General features: G+C 64.7%; 19 protein-coding genes. 2 read left to right on the forward strand and 17 right to left on the reverse strand.

Translation table 11 applies throughout. The features are described from left to right. Window positions 1–2 precede the first annotated feature (2 nt). Genes BRA471DRAFT_RS20450 through yajC form a run of 6 tightly spaced genes read right to left on the reverse strand, consistent with a single transcriptional unit; the run spans window position 3 to window position 5667 of the window. Entirely contained in the window at window positions 3–1247 is a 1245-nt protein-coding gene (locus BRA471DRAFT_RS20450) for a threonine ammonia-lyase (protein ID WP_007610694.1), read from the reverse strand. Between the two features lie 45 nt (window positions 1248–1292). Further along, window positions 1293–2156 carry a phytoene/squalene synthase family protein gene (locus BRA471DRAFT_RS20455; RefSeq protein ID WP_007610696.1) on the reverse strand — a complete coding sequence of 288 codons (864 nt, stop codon included), beginning with the start codon at window positions 2154–2156 and terminating at the stop codon, window positions 1293–1295. Continuing rightward, window positions 2153–2536, reverse strand: a complete 384-nt coding sequence (locus tag BRA471DRAFT_RS20460; RefSeq protein WP_007590678.1) for an Mth938-like domain-containing protein — start codon at window positions 2534–2536, stop codon at window positions 2153–2155. The genes BRA471DRAFT_RS20455 and BRA471DRAFT_RS20460 overlap by 4 nt, the downstream gene beginning before the upstream one ends. A 60-nt stretch (window positions 2537–2596) precedes the next feature. After that, on the reverse strand, window positions 2597–3622 hold the full coding sequence (gene secF, locus BRA471DRAFT_RS20465; RefSeq protein WP_007610698.1) for a protein translocase subunit SecF: 1026 nt from the start codon (window positions 3620–3622) through the stop codon (window positions 2597–2599). Between the two features lie 15 nt (window positions 3623–3637). Further along, complete coding sequence (secD, locus tag BRA471DRAFT_RS20470; RefSeq protein WP_007610700.1) at window positions 3638–5242, reverse strand: protein translocase subunit SecD; 1605 nt, start codon at window positions 5240–5242, stop codon at window positions 3638–3640. Window positions 5243–5301: 59 nt separating this feature from the next. Beyond that, window positions 5302–5667 carry a preprotein translocase subunit YajC gene (gene yajC, locus BRA471DRAFT_RS20475; RefSeq protein WP_007610701.1) on the reverse strand — a complete coding sequence of 122 codons (366 nt, stop codon included), beginning with the start codon at window positions 5665–5667 and terminating at the stop codon, window positions 5302–5304. Between the two features lie 180 nt (window positions 5668–5847). On the opposite strand from yajC, the gene BRA471DRAFT_RS20480 reads away from it, so the two are divergent. After that, window positions 5848–6876 (forward strand): ATP-binding protein, encoded by a 1029-nt coding sequence (locus BRA471DRAFT_RS20480; RefSeq protein ID WP_007610702.1) that lies wholly within the window; start codon window positions 5848–5850, stop codon window positions 6874–6876. A 162-nt stretch (window positions 6877–7038) separates the two neighbouring features. On the opposite strand, the gene BRA471DRAFT_RS20485 is transcribed toward BRA471DRAFT_RS20480, so the two are convergent. Next, window positions 7039–8430, reverse strand: a complete 1392-nt coding sequence (locus BRA471DRAFT_RS20485; RefSeq protein ID WP_007610703.1) for a LysM peptidoglycan-binding domain-containing M23 family metallopeptidase — start codon at window positions 8428–8430, stop codon at window positions 7039–7041. A gap of 109 nt (window positions 8431–8539) precedes the next feature. After that, window positions 8540–9190, reverse strand: coding sequence for a protein-L-isoaspartate(D-aspartate) O-methyltransferase (locus BRA471DRAFT_RS20490; RefSeq protein ID WP_007610704.1), 651 nt, complete (start codon window positions 9188–9190; stop codon window positions 8540–8542). A gap of 226 nt (window positions 9191–9416) precedes the next feature. On the opposite strand from BRA471DRAFT_RS20490, the gene BRA471DRAFT_RS20495 reads away from it, so the two are divergent. Then, entirely contained in the window at window positions 9417–9788 is a 372-nt protein-coding gene (locus BRA471DRAFT_RS20495) for a response regulator (RefSeq protein ID WP_007610705.1), read from the forward strand. Between the two features lie 18 nt (window positions 9789–9806). On the opposite strand, the gene surE is transcribed toward BRA471DRAFT_RS20495, so the two are convergent. The 9 genes from surE to nagZ all read right to left on the reverse strand — a co-directional run bounded on the left by surE (window position 9807) and on the right by nagZ (window position 17183). Beyond that, entirely contained in the window at window positions 9807–10574 is a 768-nt protein-coding gene (gene surE / locus BRA471DRAFT_RS20500) for a 5'/3'-nucleotidase SurE (RefSeq protein WP_007610706.1), read from the reverse strand. 104 nt (window positions 10575–10678) lie between these two features. After that, complete coding sequence (locus tag BRA471DRAFT_RS20505) at window positions 10679–11041, reverse strand: hypothetical protein (RefSeq protein ID WP_007610707.1); 363 nt, start codon at window positions 11039–11041, stop codon at window positions 10679–10681. A gap of 95 nt (window positions 11042–11136) precedes the next feature. Further along, window positions 11137–12468 (reverse strand): serine--tRNA ligase, encoded by a 1332-nt coding sequence (gene serS / locus BRA471DRAFT_RS20510; protein WP_007610708.1) that lies wholly within the window; start codon window positions 12466–12468, stop codon window positions 11137–11139. A 199-nt stretch (window positions 12469–12667) separates the two neighbouring features. Further along, on the reverse strand, window positions 12668–13480 hold the full coding sequence (gene tatC, locus BRA471DRAFT_RS20515) for a twin-arginine translocase subunit TatC (RefSeq protein ID WP_007610712.1): 813 nt from the start codon (window positions 13478–13480) through the stop codon (window positions 12668–12670). Further along, window positions 13477–14052 carry a Sec-independent protein translocase protein TatB gene (gene tatB / locus BRA471DRAFT_RS20520; RefSeq protein ID WP_007610720.1) on the reverse strand — a complete coding sequence of 192 codons (576 nt, stop codon included), beginning with the start codon at window positions 14050–14052 and terminating at the stop codon, window positions 13477–13479. Before tatB ends, tatC begins: the two co-directional genes overlap by 4 nt. 89 nt (window positions 14053–14141) lie before the next feature. Further along, window positions 14142–14378, reverse strand: a complete 237-nt coding sequence (locus tag BRA471DRAFT_RS20525; protein ID WP_007610722.1) for a twin-arginine translocase TatA/TatE family subunit — start codon at window positions 14376–14378, stop codon at window positions 14142–14144. Between the two features lie 166 nt (window positions 14379–14544). Next, window positions 14545–15297 carry an SMC-Scp complex subunit ScpB gene (gene scpB / locus BRA471DRAFT_RS20530; RefSeq protein WP_007590655.1) on the reverse strand — a complete coding sequence of 251 codons (753 nt, stop codon included), beginning with the start codon at window positions 15295–15297 and terminating at the stop codon, window positions 14545–14547. 21 nt (window positions 15298–15318) lie between these two features. Continuing rightward, window positions 15319–16158, reverse strand: coding sequence for a ScpA family protein (locus tag BRA471DRAFT_RS20535; protein ID WP_007590654.1), 840 nt, complete (start codon window positions 16156–16158; stop codon window positions 15319–15321). After that, window positions 16155–17183, reverse strand: coding sequence for a beta-N-acetylhexosaminidase (gene nagZ, locus BRA471DRAFT_RS20540; protein ID WP_007610727.1), 1029 nt, complete (start codon window positions 17181–17183; stop codon window positions 16155–16157). The genes BRA471DRAFT_RS20535 and nagZ overlap by 4 nt, the downstream gene beginning before the upstream one ends. Window positions 17184–17209: the final 26 nt, after the last annotated feature.

A 17209-nucleotide genomic window follows, 5' to 3' on the forward strand; every position in this document is an offset into this window, starting at 1 on the left:
AATCAGGTACAGCGCGCACTCAATCCGGATGCGCCAAGCTTCGCCATGACCTCGTCGAGATGGGCGCTGTCGCGAGTCTCGATCACCAGTTGCAGCAGCGTCGCCTTGGCCGGAAGATCCGAGAACGTGCGCTGGTGCGAGACCTCGATGATGTTGGCGCCGGCCTCGGCCAGCAGTGCCGCGACCGCAGCCAGTTGGCCGGGCCTGTCGGGAATGTCGAGCGACAGCTGGGTGAGCCGCCCCTCGCGCGCCAACTCGCGGGTCAGGACCGATGCGATCAGCCGCGTGTCGATATTGCCGCCGCTCAGCACCAGCCCGACCTTCTGGCCGGCGAAACGGGACGGGTCGGACATCAGTGCGGCGAGACCGGCGGCGCCGGCGCCCTCGACGACTGTCTTCTCGATCGAGATCAAGGTCGCGACTGCGCGCTCGAGCTCGGCTTCGTTCACAAGCGCGATATCGTCGACCAGGCGGCGGACGATTTCGGTCGTGATCCTGCCAGGCGATTTCACCGCGATGCCTTCGGCGAGCGTGTCGCCACGTGCCGGCAGATTGCCGCCGTGGATGGCGTTGTACATCGAGGGGTAGAGCCAGGCCTCGACGCCGAGGATCCGCAGCGACGGCTTGATCGATTTCGCGGCAATGGCGATCCCGCTGATCAGGCCACCGCCGCCGATCGGGACGACCAGCGTATCGAGCTCCGGCACGGCCTTGAGTATTTCGAGCCCGACCGTGCCCTGCCCCGCGATGACGAGCGGATCGTCATAGGGATGGACGAAGATCATGCCGCGGGCTTCGCCGTGGCTGCGCGCATACGTGGCCGCCTCCTCCAGCGTGGCGCCCGTCACCACCACCTCGGCACCGTGATGCCTGGTGTTTTCGACCTTCACCATGGGCGTGCCGACCGGCATGACGATGGTGGCGGGAATGCCGAGCCGCTTGGCGTGATAGGCGACGCCCTGCGCGTGGTTACCCGCCGACATCGCGACGACGCCCCGCGCGCACTCCTCCGGCGTCAACGCCGTGAGGCGGTTGAGCGCACCGCGCTCCTTGAACGAGGACGTGAACTGGAGGTTCTCGAATTTCAGCCAGATGTCGGAGCCGCAGATATGGCTCAGCGTTCGGCTGTAGCTACAGGGCGTCTCGACGACGGCGCCGCGGATCGTCTCGGCGGCGGCATGGATGTCATCAGGTGCGACCGGAAGGCCGCTGAGATCAGAGGAGATGCTTTGGGACAACTCAGCCATAGGACAGCATAGAGCATTTGCCCGGCTCCGGCGATAAGCCAACCGCTATTTGGTAAATTCCCGCGAACGTGAAGCCCGCCAAAGCGTCCACAGCGTATGCAGCCGCGATGACGGCTGCGGCGTAAATAGATTGCGCCCGGGCTGCGACAGGCGCTTGAGGTCGGCCCGCGCTTGTCCGAGCGGAAGGAACGCTGGACGCACTGATACCGGCACGTCCACGAGCAGCGACAAGGCCGTCGTCAAATGTTGCCGCGCCTCGGCCAAGAGCTGGTCCAGCGCGGCGCGCAAGTTTGGCGTCTCCTTGCCGGCGAAGACGTCTTCCACGTCGCAATCGTGGCTCGCCAGCACCTGCTGCGGCAGGAACAATTGCCGGCGCGCCGCATCGCGCGGCAGATTGGCGATGACCTCTACGATGCCCTGCGCCAGCCCGGCATGGCGGGCGAGATGCTCGGCCGCCTCCGACGATGGTCCCATGATCCGGGCGGCGAGATCGAACAGCGCCGATGAGGTCGCCGCGAGGTAGCCCTCCAGCGCCGCCATTGTCGGCATTGGGTCGTTGTAGAGATCGAATTGATGCTCGTCGGCGAGTAGCGACAGCGGTTCGACCGGCAGGTCGAAATCACGAATTGCGCGGAGCAGCTCCGCCGCCACCGGATTGCCCTCGGCGCTGCCATGGACCTGGCCCGACAGCATGTCGGTCCACCATTGCAGGCGGATTTCACCGGGCAAGGGCTGGCTCACCTGGTCGCGGACGCGGACGATCTCGACATTGAAGGCGTAGAGCGCCAGCAGCGCACGGCGCTCGGCAGCAGGCGCGAACAGGGTCGCGGCATAGCGCGCAAAGTCGTGGCTGCGCACGAGGTCAGCACAGAACGCGGCAGAATCCGGCGGCGGCACGGAGCCACTCATGGCACGGCGATCAGCGCGGCTGCGACGCGCCGCCGTTCGCCGATCATGATGTTGTAGGTACGCACGGCCGGACCGGTCTGCATCGTATCCAGAACCACCCTCGCCGCTTTGAGCGCCTGGCGCAGTTCCGCCGGCGGCAGCCAGACCCCGGTTCCGGTGCCGATCAGGAGCGTGTCGATGCTGTTGGCGGACTTGAAGACTCGATCCAGCGAATAGCGGTCGATCTTCGCGGGGTCCGTTATGTCCCAGGCCCAGATCGCGTCGGGCAAGCAAAGCAGCGATCCCCGATGCGACATGCCGGCAAAGGCAAAGCCGCCCTTGCCATAAGCTTCGATCGGCGCCGAGCGGGGGAAATGCGGTGCGTTGGGATCGCCGGCCATGAGCTTCGTCCGAATGAGCTTACTGCCCTCGCAAACTCCTGCGAGGGCATGCGGTTCGGATCATGCCTTGCTTTTCTTCGTCGGCGTAGCCTTATCGACCGCATCTTCGCGATGCTCGCCGACGCCGAGATAGATCAGGATCGGGGCCGCAATGAAGATCGAGGTATAGGTGCCGACCAGCACCACGCCGAACATCATCACCGCGGTGAAGCTGTGGATGGCATGGCCACCGAACAGCAGCAGGGCCAGCAGCGCCAGCGTCACGGTGAAATGGGTGATGATCGAGCGCGACAGGGTCGAGTTGATGGACTCGTTGAGGAGCTGCGGCATCGGCATCTTCTTGTAGCGCCGCAGCATTTCACGGATGCGGTCGTAGATGACGACGGTGTCGTTGAGTGAATAGCCCAAAATGGTCAGAAGCGCCGCGATGCTGGTCAGGTCGAAATCGACCTGACTGATCGACATGAAGCCGATCGTCAGCACGATGTCGTGCACGTTGGCGATCATGGCGCCGAGCGCAAACTGCCACTCGAAGCGGAACCAGAGATAGACCAGGATCGAGACGATCGCCAGCATCAGGCCGAGCATGCCGTAGCTCAGCAGTTCGCCGGAGACACGCGGCCCCACCACCTCGACGCGGCGATAGTCCACGGAGTCGCCGAGGGCAGCGCGGACCTTGTCGACAGCTGCCTGCTGCGCCTTGTCGCCGCCCGGCTGCTCGGCAACGCGAAGCAGCACGTCGGCGGGGCCGCCGAATTGCTGCAGCTGGACTTCTCCGAGGCCCAGACTGCCGAGGGTGGACCGCATCTGCGCAATGTCCGCCGTGCCCGACTTGGCACGCACCTCCATCAGGGTGCCACCCTTGAAGTCGATGCCGAAATTCAGGCCGTGCGTGAAGAACAGCACGATGGCGAGGATCGAGAGCGTCGCCGAGATCGGGAACGAGATGCGGCGGAACTGGGTGAAGTCGAAATGCGTGTCATCCGGCACGATGCGCAGCGACGGCAGCAGCCCGAGCACGCTGACCACGGTCAGCACGGCAATGACGACGCCGAGGGAGATGAGAACGATTTGAGTAGTGGTCACAGCCGGCCTCGATGATCAAATCGGCACGGTCTTCGGCCGCTTCCACTGCACCCACCATGCGACGATCAGGCGGGTCATTGTGAAGGCGGTGAAGACGGTGGTTATGATGCCAATGCCGAGCGTCACTGCGAAGCCGCGCACCGGACCGGTGCCGATCATGAACAGCACTGCAGCGGCGATGAAGGTGGTGATATTGGAGTCGAGAATGGTGGCAAGCGCCCGCTTGAAGCCTGCGTCGATCGCCGATATCGGGCTTCTCCCGCCGCGCAATTCCTCGCGGATGCGCTCATAGATCAGCACGTTGGAGTCGACCGCGATACCGACCGTGAGCACGATGCCGGCGATGCCCGGCAGGGTCAGCGTGGCGCTGAGCAGCGACAGCAGGCCGAAGATCATGGCGACGTTGATACAGACGGCGATGTTGGCGAACACGCCGAACAGCCGATACGTCAACAGCATGAACACGACGACCATGATCGAACCGACATAAGCAGCAAGTTCGCCCTTCTCGATCGAGTCCTGGCCGAGGCCCGGCCCGACAGTGCGTTCCTCCACGACAGTCAGTGGCGCCGGCAGCGCGCCGGCGCGCAAGAGGATCGCGAGGTCGTTGGCCGACTGCACGGTGAAACTGCCGGAGATCTGGCCCTGGCCGCCGGTGATCGGCTCGCGAATGACCGGGGCGGAGATCACCTTGTTGTCGAGAATGATTGCGAAGCGCAGCCCGACATTCTCCTGCGTGGCCTGCGCAAACTTGCGCGCACCCGAGCTATTGAACTTGAAGCTGACGACCGGCTCATTGCTACGCTGGTCGAAGGTCGCCTGGGCGTCGGTTAGATCGCCGCCCGCAACCAGCACCTGCTTCTTGACCACCTCGCCGGGCGGCGGCGGCGAGGCGCTCGGCAGGTACTCGGTGTCCGGCGGCAACGTGCCCTGCTGCGCCTGGTCTGGCGGCACCGAGGGATCGACCATGCGGAATTCCAGCTTCGCAGTCTTGCCCAGCAGCTCCTTCAGGCGGGTCGGATCCTGAAGGCCGGGGACCTGCACCAGGATGCGGTCGTTACCCTGACGCTGGATGATAGGCTCGACGGTGCCAAGCTCGTTGACGCGCTTCTCGACGATTTGGATCGACTGCTCGATGGTCTTGCGCAAACGGTCGAGCATCGCGCCCTGCGGGATGCTCAGGCGGATCAATCCGCCCCCGGCGTCAGTCACTTCGAGGTCGCGCTGACCGCTAGATCCCATCAGGCCGCCGAGCGGCTGGGCCAAATCACGCAGCTTGGCCAGCGCCGGCTGCTGGTCGGATTCCTTGGTGATGCGAACCTCGGCCGCGTCGTTGCGCACGGTGACGCCGCCGGTAAAGCCGATCTTGGCCTCGCGCAGCACGCGACGGACGTCGTCGCGGATCTGATCGAGCTTTTCCTTCTTCACATAGTTGGAATCGACCTCGAGCAGCAAAGAGGAGCCGCCCTGGAGATCGAGGCCGAGCACGAGCTTCCGCTGCGCCCAGGCGGGCCAGGTCTTGACCTGCGCTTCGGAGAAGAAGTTCGGGACCGCGCAGAGGCACACGATCAGCGCCGTCAGGATAATCCCGAGCGCCTTCCACCGCGTGAAATACAACATCGACTGGACCTGTCAGATCAGGAGATTTGCAGGAAAACTTGAGAGACTCGCGGAAGCACTTACTTCGACGCGGCGTCTTCCTTGGCGCTTTCCTTGGATTCCTTGGCCGGCTCCCCCTTGGCGCGCACGCCGGAGACCATCGAGCGCATCTGCCGCACCCGCACGCCATCGGCGATCTCGAACTCGATCTGGTCGTCGTCGACGACCTTGGTGACCTTGCCGACGAGACCGCCCGAGGTCACCACGGTGTCGCCGCGGCGGATGTTTTTCACGAGGTCGGCGTGGTCACGGACCTTCTTCTGCTGCGGACGCAGAATCAGGAAGTACATGATCACGAAGATCAGGGCGAACGGCAGCAGCGACATCAACATGCCGCTGGTGTCGCCGGCGCCCGCAGCCTGGGCATACGCAGGGGTAATCAGCATTCGGACGATCCTCGTGAGAACGGGGGAAAACCGGTCAGGCCCAGATGGCGACCGGTTCGGTCAAATTCGCGCGGACTATAGCGGCCATTGCCCCAATTGCAACGCTGCCAGACCGCCCTTTTAGCCACCTTGCGGCGCGCGCTCAGGCCCGATAAGGCTGCATTCTCAGGAACTTCGGACATGCCCCAAAAACCAAGCAAAAGCCCGGCCGGCAAAGGCCCCCGCACCCCTGCCGCGAAGCCAGCCGGCGTCGCGGCAAAACGTCCCAAGGCGGCCGTCAAAGCGGCTTTCAAGACGATTTCCAAGGCGACTTCCAAGACGACTTCGAAGGCCAGCCAAAGCGTCTCCCAGGAGCGCATCGTTCGCGCGCTGGAGACGATCGCGGCGCATCTCTCCGCTCGAGGCAAGCCCCCCGCCGAACGCGAGTCGTTCAAGCAGGCAGATGCATTCGTCTGGCACCCGGACGGCCGCCTTGCGGCGGTGCCGCGGGTCAGCCGCGTCGAACTGTTCCTGCTCAAGGGCGTCGATCGGATGCGCGACATCCTGATGGAGAACACCGAGCGCTTCGCCAACGGATTGCCCGCCAACAACGCACTGCTCTGGGGCGCGCGCGGCATGGGCAAGTCGTCGCTGGTGAAAGCGGCGCATGCCAGCATCAACGCGGAGCGCAAACCGGCCGACAGACTGAAGCTGATCGAGATTCATCGCGAGGACATCGAGAGCCTGCCGACCCTCATGGAGCAGCTACGCGCCTCGTCCTTCCGCTTCATCGTGTTCTGCGACGATCTCTCCTTCGACGGCAATGATGCTTCCTACAAATCGCTCAAGGCAGTGCTGGAAGGTGGCATCGAAGGTCGGCCGGAGAACGTCATCCTCTACGCCACCTCCAACCGCCGCCATCTGCTGGCGCGCGAGATGATCGAGAACGAGCGCTCGACCGCGATCAATCCCGGCGAAGCCGTCGAGGAGAAGGTCTCGCTGTCGGATCGCTTCGGCCTCTGGCTCGGCTTCCACCGCTGCAGCCAGGACGAATATCTCGCCATGGTGCGGGGCTATTGCAGCCATTTCCGCGTCAAGCTCGACGACGATGCGCTGGAGCGCGAGGCACTTGAATGGTCGACGACGCGCGGCTCGCGCTCGGGCCGCGTCGCCTGGCAGTTCGTGCAGGAGCTTGCGGGACGGCTCGGCGTGAAGCTGACGGCGACGTAGCCACAGTCATAGCCCAACCCAAAACTGTCATCGCCCGCGAAAGCAGGCGATCCAGTATTCCAGAGACGGTTTTGATCGATCGAGACGCTGCGGCGTACTGGGTCGCCCGGTCGAGCCGGGCGACGACACCGCTTTGTGGCGATGGCGCGCCCTACTTCAGGCTCACGCCCCGTTCAGGAATTGAAGCGGGTCAACCGGGCTCGATCCCTTACGGATCTCGAAGTGGAGCTGCGGCGACGCCACCTCCCCGGATTGACCCGACTTGGCAATGACCTGGCCGCGCTTGATGGTATCGCCGCGCTTCACCATCAGCTCACTCGCATGGGCATATGCGGTGACGTAGCCGTTGGAGTGCCGAACCAGGACGAGATTGCCGTAACCTTTCAGCTCGTTGCCGGAATAGGCAACGACACCGTCTTCAGCTGCCTTGACCGGCGTACCCTCGGGCACCGCGAGATTGATGCCGTCGTTGGACTTGCCATTGGTCTTGGCGCCGTAGCTCGTGACCACCTTGCCGCGCACCGGCCAGCGGAAAGTCGGCAGCGCGCTGGTGGTCTCCGCGGCTTTCGCCGGAGCTTCCGCGGCCTTGTCTTCGACATTGGCCGTGGCCTGGGCCAGGCGCGCGCTCTGCACGGGCGCGGCGACGGCCGCCATTTTGGTAGCGGGCGCAGGTGCGGCCGCAACGGGCTGCAGCGTCCCCGCGACGGGAGCGGCTCCGATCGGAGCCGCAGCAAGTGGTGCCGCGACAGCGGCGGTCTTGGCGCCGGGCACGGTCAGCCTGGCGCCAAGCTTGAGCTTTGCAGAGGGATCGAGGCGGTTGGCGCGGGCCAGTTCGGCCGCCGAGATATGGTTCTTGCGGGCAATGCTGGCGAGCGTGTCGCCGTGGTTCACGAAGTGCGTGCTCGACGGCGCGGCAACGGCCGCAACTGGCCTCGCAGCAGGCGCCAGCGCGGGGGCCGCCGCAACGGGAACCATGAGCGGCGCGGGCGCAGCGGCCGTCGCCTGGTGCGGAATGATCAGTTGCTGGCCGGGCGAGAGCGCGCGCGGCCCCTTATAGCCGTTGGCGGCGAGAATCGCCTGCGGCGTGACGCGATAGCGTTTGGCAAGCAGGTCGAGCGTATCGCTGGTGCCGACGATGATCTTGGTTCCACCGACCGGCTGGGCGGCTGCAACCGAGCGCGGCGGCACGGTGGCCGTGGTCTCGAGATGCGGCTGCGCCGGGGGGGCGTAGGAGCCGACACCGCGACCACCTCCGGACACACCGCCTGTTGCAACGGAGTAGGATTGCGGCGCGGACACCGCCGGCGGCAAAGGCTGCGACTGATAGGAACCGGGCTGCGTCTGCGGCCGCGAATATTGCGGCAGCTCACGCTGCGGCGGCGGTGCCTGCTGCACCGAACCGGTCGATTCCTGCGCGAAGGGATTGGAGAAGTTCGACTGGGACATGCGCGACGACATGTCGGCGCTGCACCCTGCGAAGCTGAAGGAGATCAGCGCCAGCACCGCGACCTGCGGCACACGGCGCGAGTAAAGCAACTCGGCGGCAACGGACATGGTTACTCACTCGTACGCAACAGAACTGGTGTTTTAAGTAAACACGCGCCGAGTAAATAACGGCTTAACCCTCCCAATAAGACGTTGGCAGCACAGCCAATCCGGAATTCTACAGCTCCCGCGCCACCCCGGGCAGCGCCGGCACGAAGCGGACCTCGACGAGTTCCCTGCGCTCGATCCCGGCTTCGGTCCGGCTCAGCCGGATCAGCGTCTGGACGCCCTGATGGGGGCCGACGGGCGCGATCAGGATGCCGCCCACCTCCAGCCGCTCGACCAGATTCTCCGGGAGCTGCTCCATCGCGGCAGTGACGATGATGCGGTCGAACGGGCCGATATTGGGGGGCAGATTGAGTCCGTCGCCCAGCATCACCTCGACGTTGTGATAGTTGAGCTTTTCAAGCCTGATACGTGCGGCATCCGCCAGCTTGCGGTAGCGCTCGACCGTCAACACCTGGCCGGCGAGCCGCGACAGCACCGCCGCCTGGTAGCCCGAGCCGGCGCCGATCTCGAGCACGCGGTGCTTCTTCTGAAGCTGGAGCTGCTCGGTCATGTAGGCGACGACGAAGGGCTGGCTGATGGTCTGCCCGCAGGCGATCGGTAGCGCGCTGTCGCGATAGGCGCCGTCGCGATCGGCGTCGTCGACGAATTGATCGCGCGGCACCTCCTCCATGGCCCGCAGGACCGCCTGGTCGCTGATGCCCCGACGCCTCAGCGTGAGCTGAAACATCATCTTTTCCGGCGGGTGCTGATGGGGGGTCATTGCCTGCTGTGCTGTCTTTTGGAGTCCGGGGCGCCAACCCGGGGGGCGCTAGATTCTTGTTCCGGCTCAGGAACCCATGATACGCTTGGGATGGCGTAGTTGACCACAAATTGGCTTGCAACGGGCGAGCCGCGATGGCCATTTTCAGGCATCCGTTCGTCGAAACGCGCATTGCGTCGATTCATGTTATCTGCGAACGTTTTTGGCAATGGGCAAGGACTCCACTATGACCGCGACGGGGCTTACCGGCCGCTCTGTATTCCTCGTCGAAGACGAGGTGATGATCAGGATGATGGTCGCGGACATGCTCGAAGAGCTTGGCTACAAGGTCGCAGCCGAGGCTGGCGACATCAGCGAAGCCATGCGGCTCGCCCAGGCAACCGAGTTCGACATCGCCATTCTCGACGTCAACGTCAACGGCAAGGTCATCTCGCCGGTCGCCGACGTCATCAAGGCGAAGGGCTGCCCGTTCATCTTCGCGACCGGATACGGCTCCTCCGGCCTGCCCGAGCAGTACCGCGATCGGCCGGCGCTTCAGAAGCCGTTTCAGCTCGACGCGCTCGGCAAGACCATCGAAGCCGCGCTTCGCGGCGGCTAGGCCCCGTTCCAGTCGGACTTACTTCAGCGTTGCACTCAGCGCCTCGGAAAACGCCTCGTTGGTCCGGTCGAGCCTGAGCGGCGTGACGGAGACGTAGCGTTCGCGCAGCGCCGCGAGATCGGTGCCTTCAGCGGGCGTATCCATCATCGCAGTGCGCTCGAAGCCGATCCAGAAATAGGGATTGCCACGGCCGTCCTTGCGCTCGTCGATTTTGAGGAAGCCGAGGTTGCGCTTGCCCTGCCGCGTCACGCGAATGCCCAGCACATCCTCCGGCGCGCAGGCGGGGAAGTTGACGTTGATGACGGTGTCCTTCGGGATGCCGGCGGCGATCACCTTGCGCAGGATGTCGGGCCCGAATTTGCGCGCAGTGTCCCACAGCGGCCGGTCGCGGGTCTCGACGCTGAACTCCTGCGACAACGCGAAGGACGGCAGCCCCAGGATGGTGCCTTCCAGTGCACCGGCGATGGTGCCGGAATAGACCACGTCCTCGGCAACATTGCGGCCCTTGTTGACGCCGGACAGCACGACATCGGGCAGCTTGGCACCGAGGATGTGGCGCGCGCCCATGATGACGCAGTCGGTCGGCGTGCCGCGCACCGCAAAGTGCCGCGGGCCGACCTCGCGCAGCCGCAGCGGATCGTTCAGCGACAGCGAATGCGACACGCCGGACTGGTCGAGCTCAGGCGCGACCACCCAGACGTCATCGGACAATGCGCGCGCGATCTCCTCCAGGACCTTGAGGCCGGGGGCGTGGATGCCGTCGTCATTGGTACAGAGAATGCGCATGGGAAAGGTCGATTCCTGAAGCGGGTCTGAGCCGTCTTATCCGGCCGGGGCCGATCAGGCAAACCGGCCGACTGGCGCCGGCACCCGGTTGCCGGCCTGGCCGGCTATCGGCGAACGCGCCATTGCGGCAGGAAGCGCGCCAGCCGGCCCTCCGCGTGCAATTTCATCGCCGGCACGACCGGGCTCACGATGGGAACCTCGATGACGCCGAGCGCCTCCAGCTGTGCAACGAACGGATCCGCCAACGGCGCCTGCGGAAAGCGTTCGCGTGCCAGCGTCAGTGCCTGGTCGAAATCCGCGGCATTCACACCGGGCTTGGCCCGCCGGCTCTGGACGAGATGATCGTCCCAGAGCCGCGTGATCTCGATGTCGAGCACGCCACGCAGCCGCTGATCGACAGCCTGGATGCCGGCACCCGTCACCGCCCATTGTCTGCCGACCCAGAAGATGTCGCGGTGCAAGGCCATGAACGATCGGTTCGCGTTGTCGGGTGGCCGGCAGGATAACCGGCCGCCCGCTCTACGCAACCAAACGTTTCGACCGCTTCAGATTGGCGGCACGCCTAGTCGCGTGCGAGCACCTTCAGCCCGCCCATATAGGGCTGGAGCACGCTGGGGACCGCAATCGAGCCGTCCTCCTGCTGATAGGTCTCCATCACGGCGATCAGCGCGCGGCCAACCGCGGTGCCGGAGCCGTTCAGCGTGTGCACAAAGCGCGGCTTGCCGTCGGGCCCGCGCGAGCGCGCATCCATCCGGCGGGCCTGGAAATCGCCGCACACCGAGCAGCTTGAGATCTCGCGGAATGCCCCGCCGTCGCCCTGGCCTGGCATCCAGACCTCGATGTCGTAGGTTTTTTGCGACGAGAAACCCATATCTCCGGTGCACAGCGTCATCACTCGGTAATGCAGGTCGAGCCGTCGCAGCACTTCCTCGGCACAAGCGAGCATGCGCTCGTGCTCGTCCTTGCTCGTCTCGGGCGTCGTGATCGAGACCAGTTCGACCTTGGTGAACTGGTGCTGCCGGATCATGCCTCGGGTGTCGCGCCCGGCCGCGCCAGCCTCCGCGCGAAAACACGGCGTCAGCGCAGTCAGCCGCATCGGCAATTGTTTCTCGTCCAGGATGGATTCGCGGACGAGGTTGGTGAGGGCAACCTCGGCGGTCGGGATGAGGCCGAGGCGCTCGGTCATCAGCCGCTCCGGGTCCGGCGCGGCCAGGAGCTCACCCCTGATCGCCCAGAACTGATCGTCCTCGAATTTCGGCAACTGCCCGGTGCCGAACATCACCTCGTTGCGCACCAGCAGCGGCGGATTGACCTCGGTGTAGCCGTGCTCGTTGGTATGCAGGTCGAGCATGAACTGGCCGAGCGCGCGCTCCAGTCTCGCCAACCCCTTCTTGAGCACGACGAAGCGCGCACCCGATAGTTTTGCCGCTGTCTCGAAATCCATGTAGCCGAGGGCGGTCCCGAGATCGTCGTGCAGCTTCGGCGCGAAGCCGTAATTGCGCTTGTTGCCGAACACATGGTGCTGAACGTTGCCGTGCTCGTCGACGCCATCGGGCACTTCGTCTAACGGGATGTTCGGAATCGCGGACAGCTCTTTCGTCAGCTCCTCGTCGGCAGCCTTCGCTGTCGCCTCGAGCTCCGGCATCGTGGTCTTGAGCTCGGCGACCTCCGCCATCAGCTTCGCCGCGCGCGCCTCGTCCTTCGCCTTCTTGGCATCGCCGATTTCCTTGGAGGCCGCATTGCGCCGCGCCTGCGCCTGCTCGGAAGCCAGGATCGCCGCACGCCGGGTCTCGTCGATCGCTAGCAGCGACGGCGACATCGGCTTCAGGCCGCGTCGTACGAGGCCGGCGTCGAAGGCTTGCGGGTTGTCGCGGATCGATTTGATGTCGTGCATGGCCGAGGTCCTGGGGCTTGTTGCAACCCTGCAAATCCTGGATTTGCATTTATGCAAATGGCTGCTTCCCCTAGCACGGCTGTCATCGCCCGCGAAAGCGGGCGATCCAGTATTCCAGAGACGGCACTGATTCTCCGAGGGGCCGCGGCGTACTGGATTCCCCGCTTTCGCGGGGAATGACACCGGAGTATGGGGCGCCCTATTCCGCCGGATTGGCCGGCGTCGATACGTCCGTGCCGCTAGAGGCTTGCGAAGCTGCCGCCTTCTTCTCCACAATTCCCACCGCGATGATCGAGCCCTCGTAGAGCGCGAGCAAGGGTATCGCGAGCGAGCACTGGCTGAGCACGTCGGGCGGCGTCAGAACGGCCGCGATGACGAAGGCGACGACGATGAAATAGCGGCGCTTCTCGCGCAGCATTTTTGACGTGACGATGCCGATGCGGCCGAGCAGCGTCAGGATCACCGGAAGCTGGAAGGCGATGCCGAAGGCGAAGATCAGCGACATCATCAGCGACAGATATTCGCCGACCTTGGGCAGCAGCTGGATCTGCGCGGTGTCGTCGCTGCCGGCCTGCTGCATGCCGAGCGAGAAGCGGACCAGCATCGGCAGCACGACGAAATAGACCAGTGCTGCGCCCATCACGAAGAAGAACGGGGTCGCGACCAGATACGGCAGAAAGGCCTGCTTCTCGTGCTTGTAGAGGCCCGGAGCGACGAACTTGTAGATCTGCGTCGCGACGATCGGGAACGAGATGAAGCCGGCGCCGAACAGCGCGAGCTTGAGCTGGGTGATGAAATATTCCAGCAGCGCCGTGTAGATGAATTTCGAGTTCTCGGGACCCGCGACCCACACGAACGGCCAGACCAGCACGTTGTAGATCTGCTTGGCGAAGAAGAAGCAGAAGATGAAGGCAATGCCGAAGCCGAGCAGTGCTTTGATCAGCCGCGAACGCAGCTCGATCAAATGGTCCATCAGGGGAGCTTTGCTGGCCTCGATATCCGCGGCGCTCATGACGCTCTGGCGTCCTTGATCGCCTCGGCCGGCGCGGTGTCCTGGATCACCGAATCTTGCGTGGCCGAACCTTGCGCCACCTGCGCCTGCTCGACCTCACGGGTGATGGCGAGCGGCTCATTCACGGCCGCATGTGCCTCGGCTTCCACGAAGGTCTCGGGCGTCGGCGCTTCGGGCGTGGTGGGCGTCGCCAGCGCTTCGCTTGAAGTCGCCAGCGCCTCGATTGAAGTCGCCAGCGGTTCGACAGCGGTGGTGGTCGAGGTCTCGGCTGGCTTGTCCAGCGCATCGACGCGGAGCGCGTCGCTGACGTCTTTCTGAAGCGAAGTCATCAAATTGTTGCCGGCGAATCCGGAAGCTGCTTCCTTGACCTCGTCAAAGCTCTTCTTGAGGTCGGCCATTTCGGCCTCGCGCATCGCTTCCTGGAATTGCCCCTGGAATTCGGCGGCCATCTTGCGCGCCTTGCCCATCCATTGCCCGACCATGCGCAGCACGCCCGGCAGCTCTTTCGGGCCGATGGCGATCAGGGCCACGACCCCGATCAGGACCAGTTCACTCCACCCGATGTCGAACATGAGGTCTTCCGTTCACGCCAGCAGCAAGCCGGCCCAATCCCTCGCGCGCAGGATCGGGTCCGCTACCCGCGTCTCGCGTGCTCTCTGGCTTAGACGGCCTTGCTGCCGACGTCGGACCGTGCCGCGGTCGGCGCGGCATTGTTGTGCTCGATGGACTTGGCCGGCTCGGGCTTGTCGGCAACCTTGTCGTCGTCCTGCATGCCCTTCTTGAACGCCTTGATGCCCTGCGCCACGTCGCCCATCAGATCCGAGATCTTGCCGCGACCGAACAGCAGCAGGACCACTGCGATCACCAGGACCCAGTGCCAAATGCTGAGTGAACCCATCCTGCAACCCTCCAAACGCGCATGGCCGGGGACCGGCCGATCTTCACCGAAACCTAGGCTTGGCAGGTGTCAAAAACAAGGACCAAGGCAGCGCCAATTCGCTGTTGGCGCTACGTAATTTTGCTAGTGTTAACTGGTCGCAGGTGTCAGGTAAAAGGCCGGGACGTCAGTCCTCGCTACCGCCCTCGCCACCCTCATTGCCGCCTTCCGGCGGCGTCTCGGGCTCAACCGCGGGCGCCAGCGCGAGATCAAGGTCCTCGCCCGGTTCCAGCGGATCCTCGTCCTCCCGCAAAGTCGGGTCATCCGACGGCGTCGGAACGCTGAATCCGGTCGGCAGACGCGAATCCAGGAGGCCGGTGCCCTTCAGCTCCTCCAGGCCCGGCAGATCGCCAAGCTGTTCCAGAGTGAACTGCGACAGGAAGTCCTCGGTGGTTCCGAAGGTCAAGGGACGGCCCGGCGTCTTGCGACGGCCGCGCGGCTTGATCCAGCCGGTTTCCAGCAGCACGTCCAGCGTGCCCTTCGAGGTGACGACGCCGCGGATCTCCTCGATCTCGGCGCGCGTCACCGGCTGGTGATAGGCGATGATCGCCAGCACCTCGATCGCGGCGCGCGACAGGCGGCGGGTCTCGGTGCTCTCGCGGGTCATCAGCCAAGCGAGATCGCCCGCCGTGCGGAAGGTCCATTTGTTGGCAACCCGCACAAGATTCACGCCGCGCAGGGAATAGTCGGCCTGCAACTGCTCGAGCGCGGCCTTCACGTCCACGCCCTCTGGCATGCGCTTGGCCAGCGTCGCGGTGTCCAGCGGTTCATTCGAAGCGAACAGCAGCGCTTCCAGCAGCCGCAATTCTTCAGGACGTGCCTGGGACTCGTTCTCCATCGGCTCGGCCTCTTCTACCCGCACTTCAGCCAGGCTTGCCATGGCAGATTCTCCTTGTTGCACTTAAGCGACCGGCGCATCGGGCGCAGGAGCTGCGTCCATGACCGGCTTGGGGCGCCCCTTCCGGAAATAGATGGGCGCAAACGCCTCTTTCTGATTCAGCTCGAGCTGACCTTCGCGCACCAGCTCAAGCGCAGCCGCGAAGCTCGAGGCGAGCACCGTCGCGCGCTGCGTCGGATCGGCGACATGCTGCAGCAGAAAATCGTCGAGAACGCCCCAATCGTCTTGCTCGCTGATGCTGCCGACCAGCCGCTCCAGCGTGGCGCGCGCCTCGGCGAGCGACCACACCGTGCGCTTGGCCAGATGCACGCTCGCCAGCACGCGCGACTGGCGCTGCGCGGCATAAGCGGTGAGCAGGTCATAGAGCGTTGCGGTGTATTTCGGATGCTTGATCTCGGCGATCTGCTCGGGCTCGCCGCGCGGGAAGATGTCGCGCAGCAATTGCTGTCTGTTCATCAGCCGGTTGGCGGCTTCACGAATGGCCTCCAGCCGGCGCAGGCGGTTGGCGAGCGCCGTCGCCATCTGCTCGGCGCTCGGGCCTTCCGCACTCGGCGGCTCCGGCAGCAGCAGGCGAGATTTCAGAAAGGCGAGCCAGGCCGCCATCACGAGATAGTCGGCGGCAAGCTCGAGGCGGATCTTTCGCGCGGCTTCGATGAAGTGGAGATACTGGTCGGCGAGCGCCAGGATCGAGATCTTGGCGAGATCGACCTTCTGCTGCCGCGCCAGGGCGAGCAGCAGGTCGAGCGGACCCTCATAACCCTCGACGTCCACCACCAACGCCGGCTCACCCTCGGCGAGCTCTGCGGGCCGCCCGGTTTCAAACGATAGGATTTCTGCGGTCATGCCGATGCCGTGTTTGCCCGTGCGATCAATGCGTCCAGTTCGACGCGCGCGGCCGCGCGATCGAACGGTTGCGGTCCTTTACGCGCCGCGAGCGCGGCGTTCGCCCGCTCCAGCGCCCTGCCCGCCAGTTCGGGTGTCTGGCCGGCGACCTCACGCATCTCCTCGATGTTGCCGTTGCAATGCAGGGCCATGTCGCAGCCGGCCGCAAATATCGCGCGGGTCCGCTCGGCGATATTGCCCGACAGTGCATTCATCGACACGTCATCACTCATCAACAAACCCTGGAACCCGATTGTGCCGCGAATCACCTCAGCGATCATTGTCGCAGATGTCGTCGCCGGATGGGCGGGGTCGACTGCGCTAAACACAACATGTGCAGTCATGGCCATCGGCAAATCTGCCAGCGGCTTGAATGCCGCGAAGTCGGTGCGATCCAGTTCGTCTCGCGACGTGTCGACCGTCGGCAGATTGAAATGGGTATCGGCCGTAGCTCGGCCATGGCCGGGGATGTGCTTGAGGACCGGCAACACGCCGCCCTCTTCCAGGCCCTCGGTGACCGCGCGGGCGATCGCGGCGACCTTTCCCGGTTCGGTGCCGTAAGCCCTGTTCCCGATGACGGCGTTGGCGCCAGCCACGGGCACATCAGCCAGCGGCAAGCAATCCACGGTAATGCCGAGATCGGCGAGATCGGCCGCGATCAGCCGGGCGCTGAGGCGCGCCGCAGTCAGCCCGAGCGCCGAATCAGTATCGTAGAGCCCGGCGAAAATAGCGCCCGGCGGATAGACCGGCCAATGCGGCGGCCCCAGGCGCTGCACCCGTCCACCCTCCTGGTCGATCAGAACAGGGGCATCAGCGAAACCCGCGACCGCCCGTAATTCCGCAACGAGCGCAGCAACTTGAGCCGGCGTCTCGACATTGCGCTTGAAGAGGATGAAGCCCCACGGGCGTTCGCTGCGGATAAACTCCCGCTCGGCGGCGGTTAGTTCCGTTCCGGAAACGCCGGTAATGAAAGCCCGCGTGCTCATACGGCCGATTAACCCTGACCCGCGGG

It is taken from the genome of Bradyrhizobium sp. WSM471 (assembly GCF_000244915.1).
Lineage (GTDB): Bacteria > Pseudomonadota > Alphaproteobacteria > Rhizobiales > Xanthobacteraceae > Bradyrhizobium.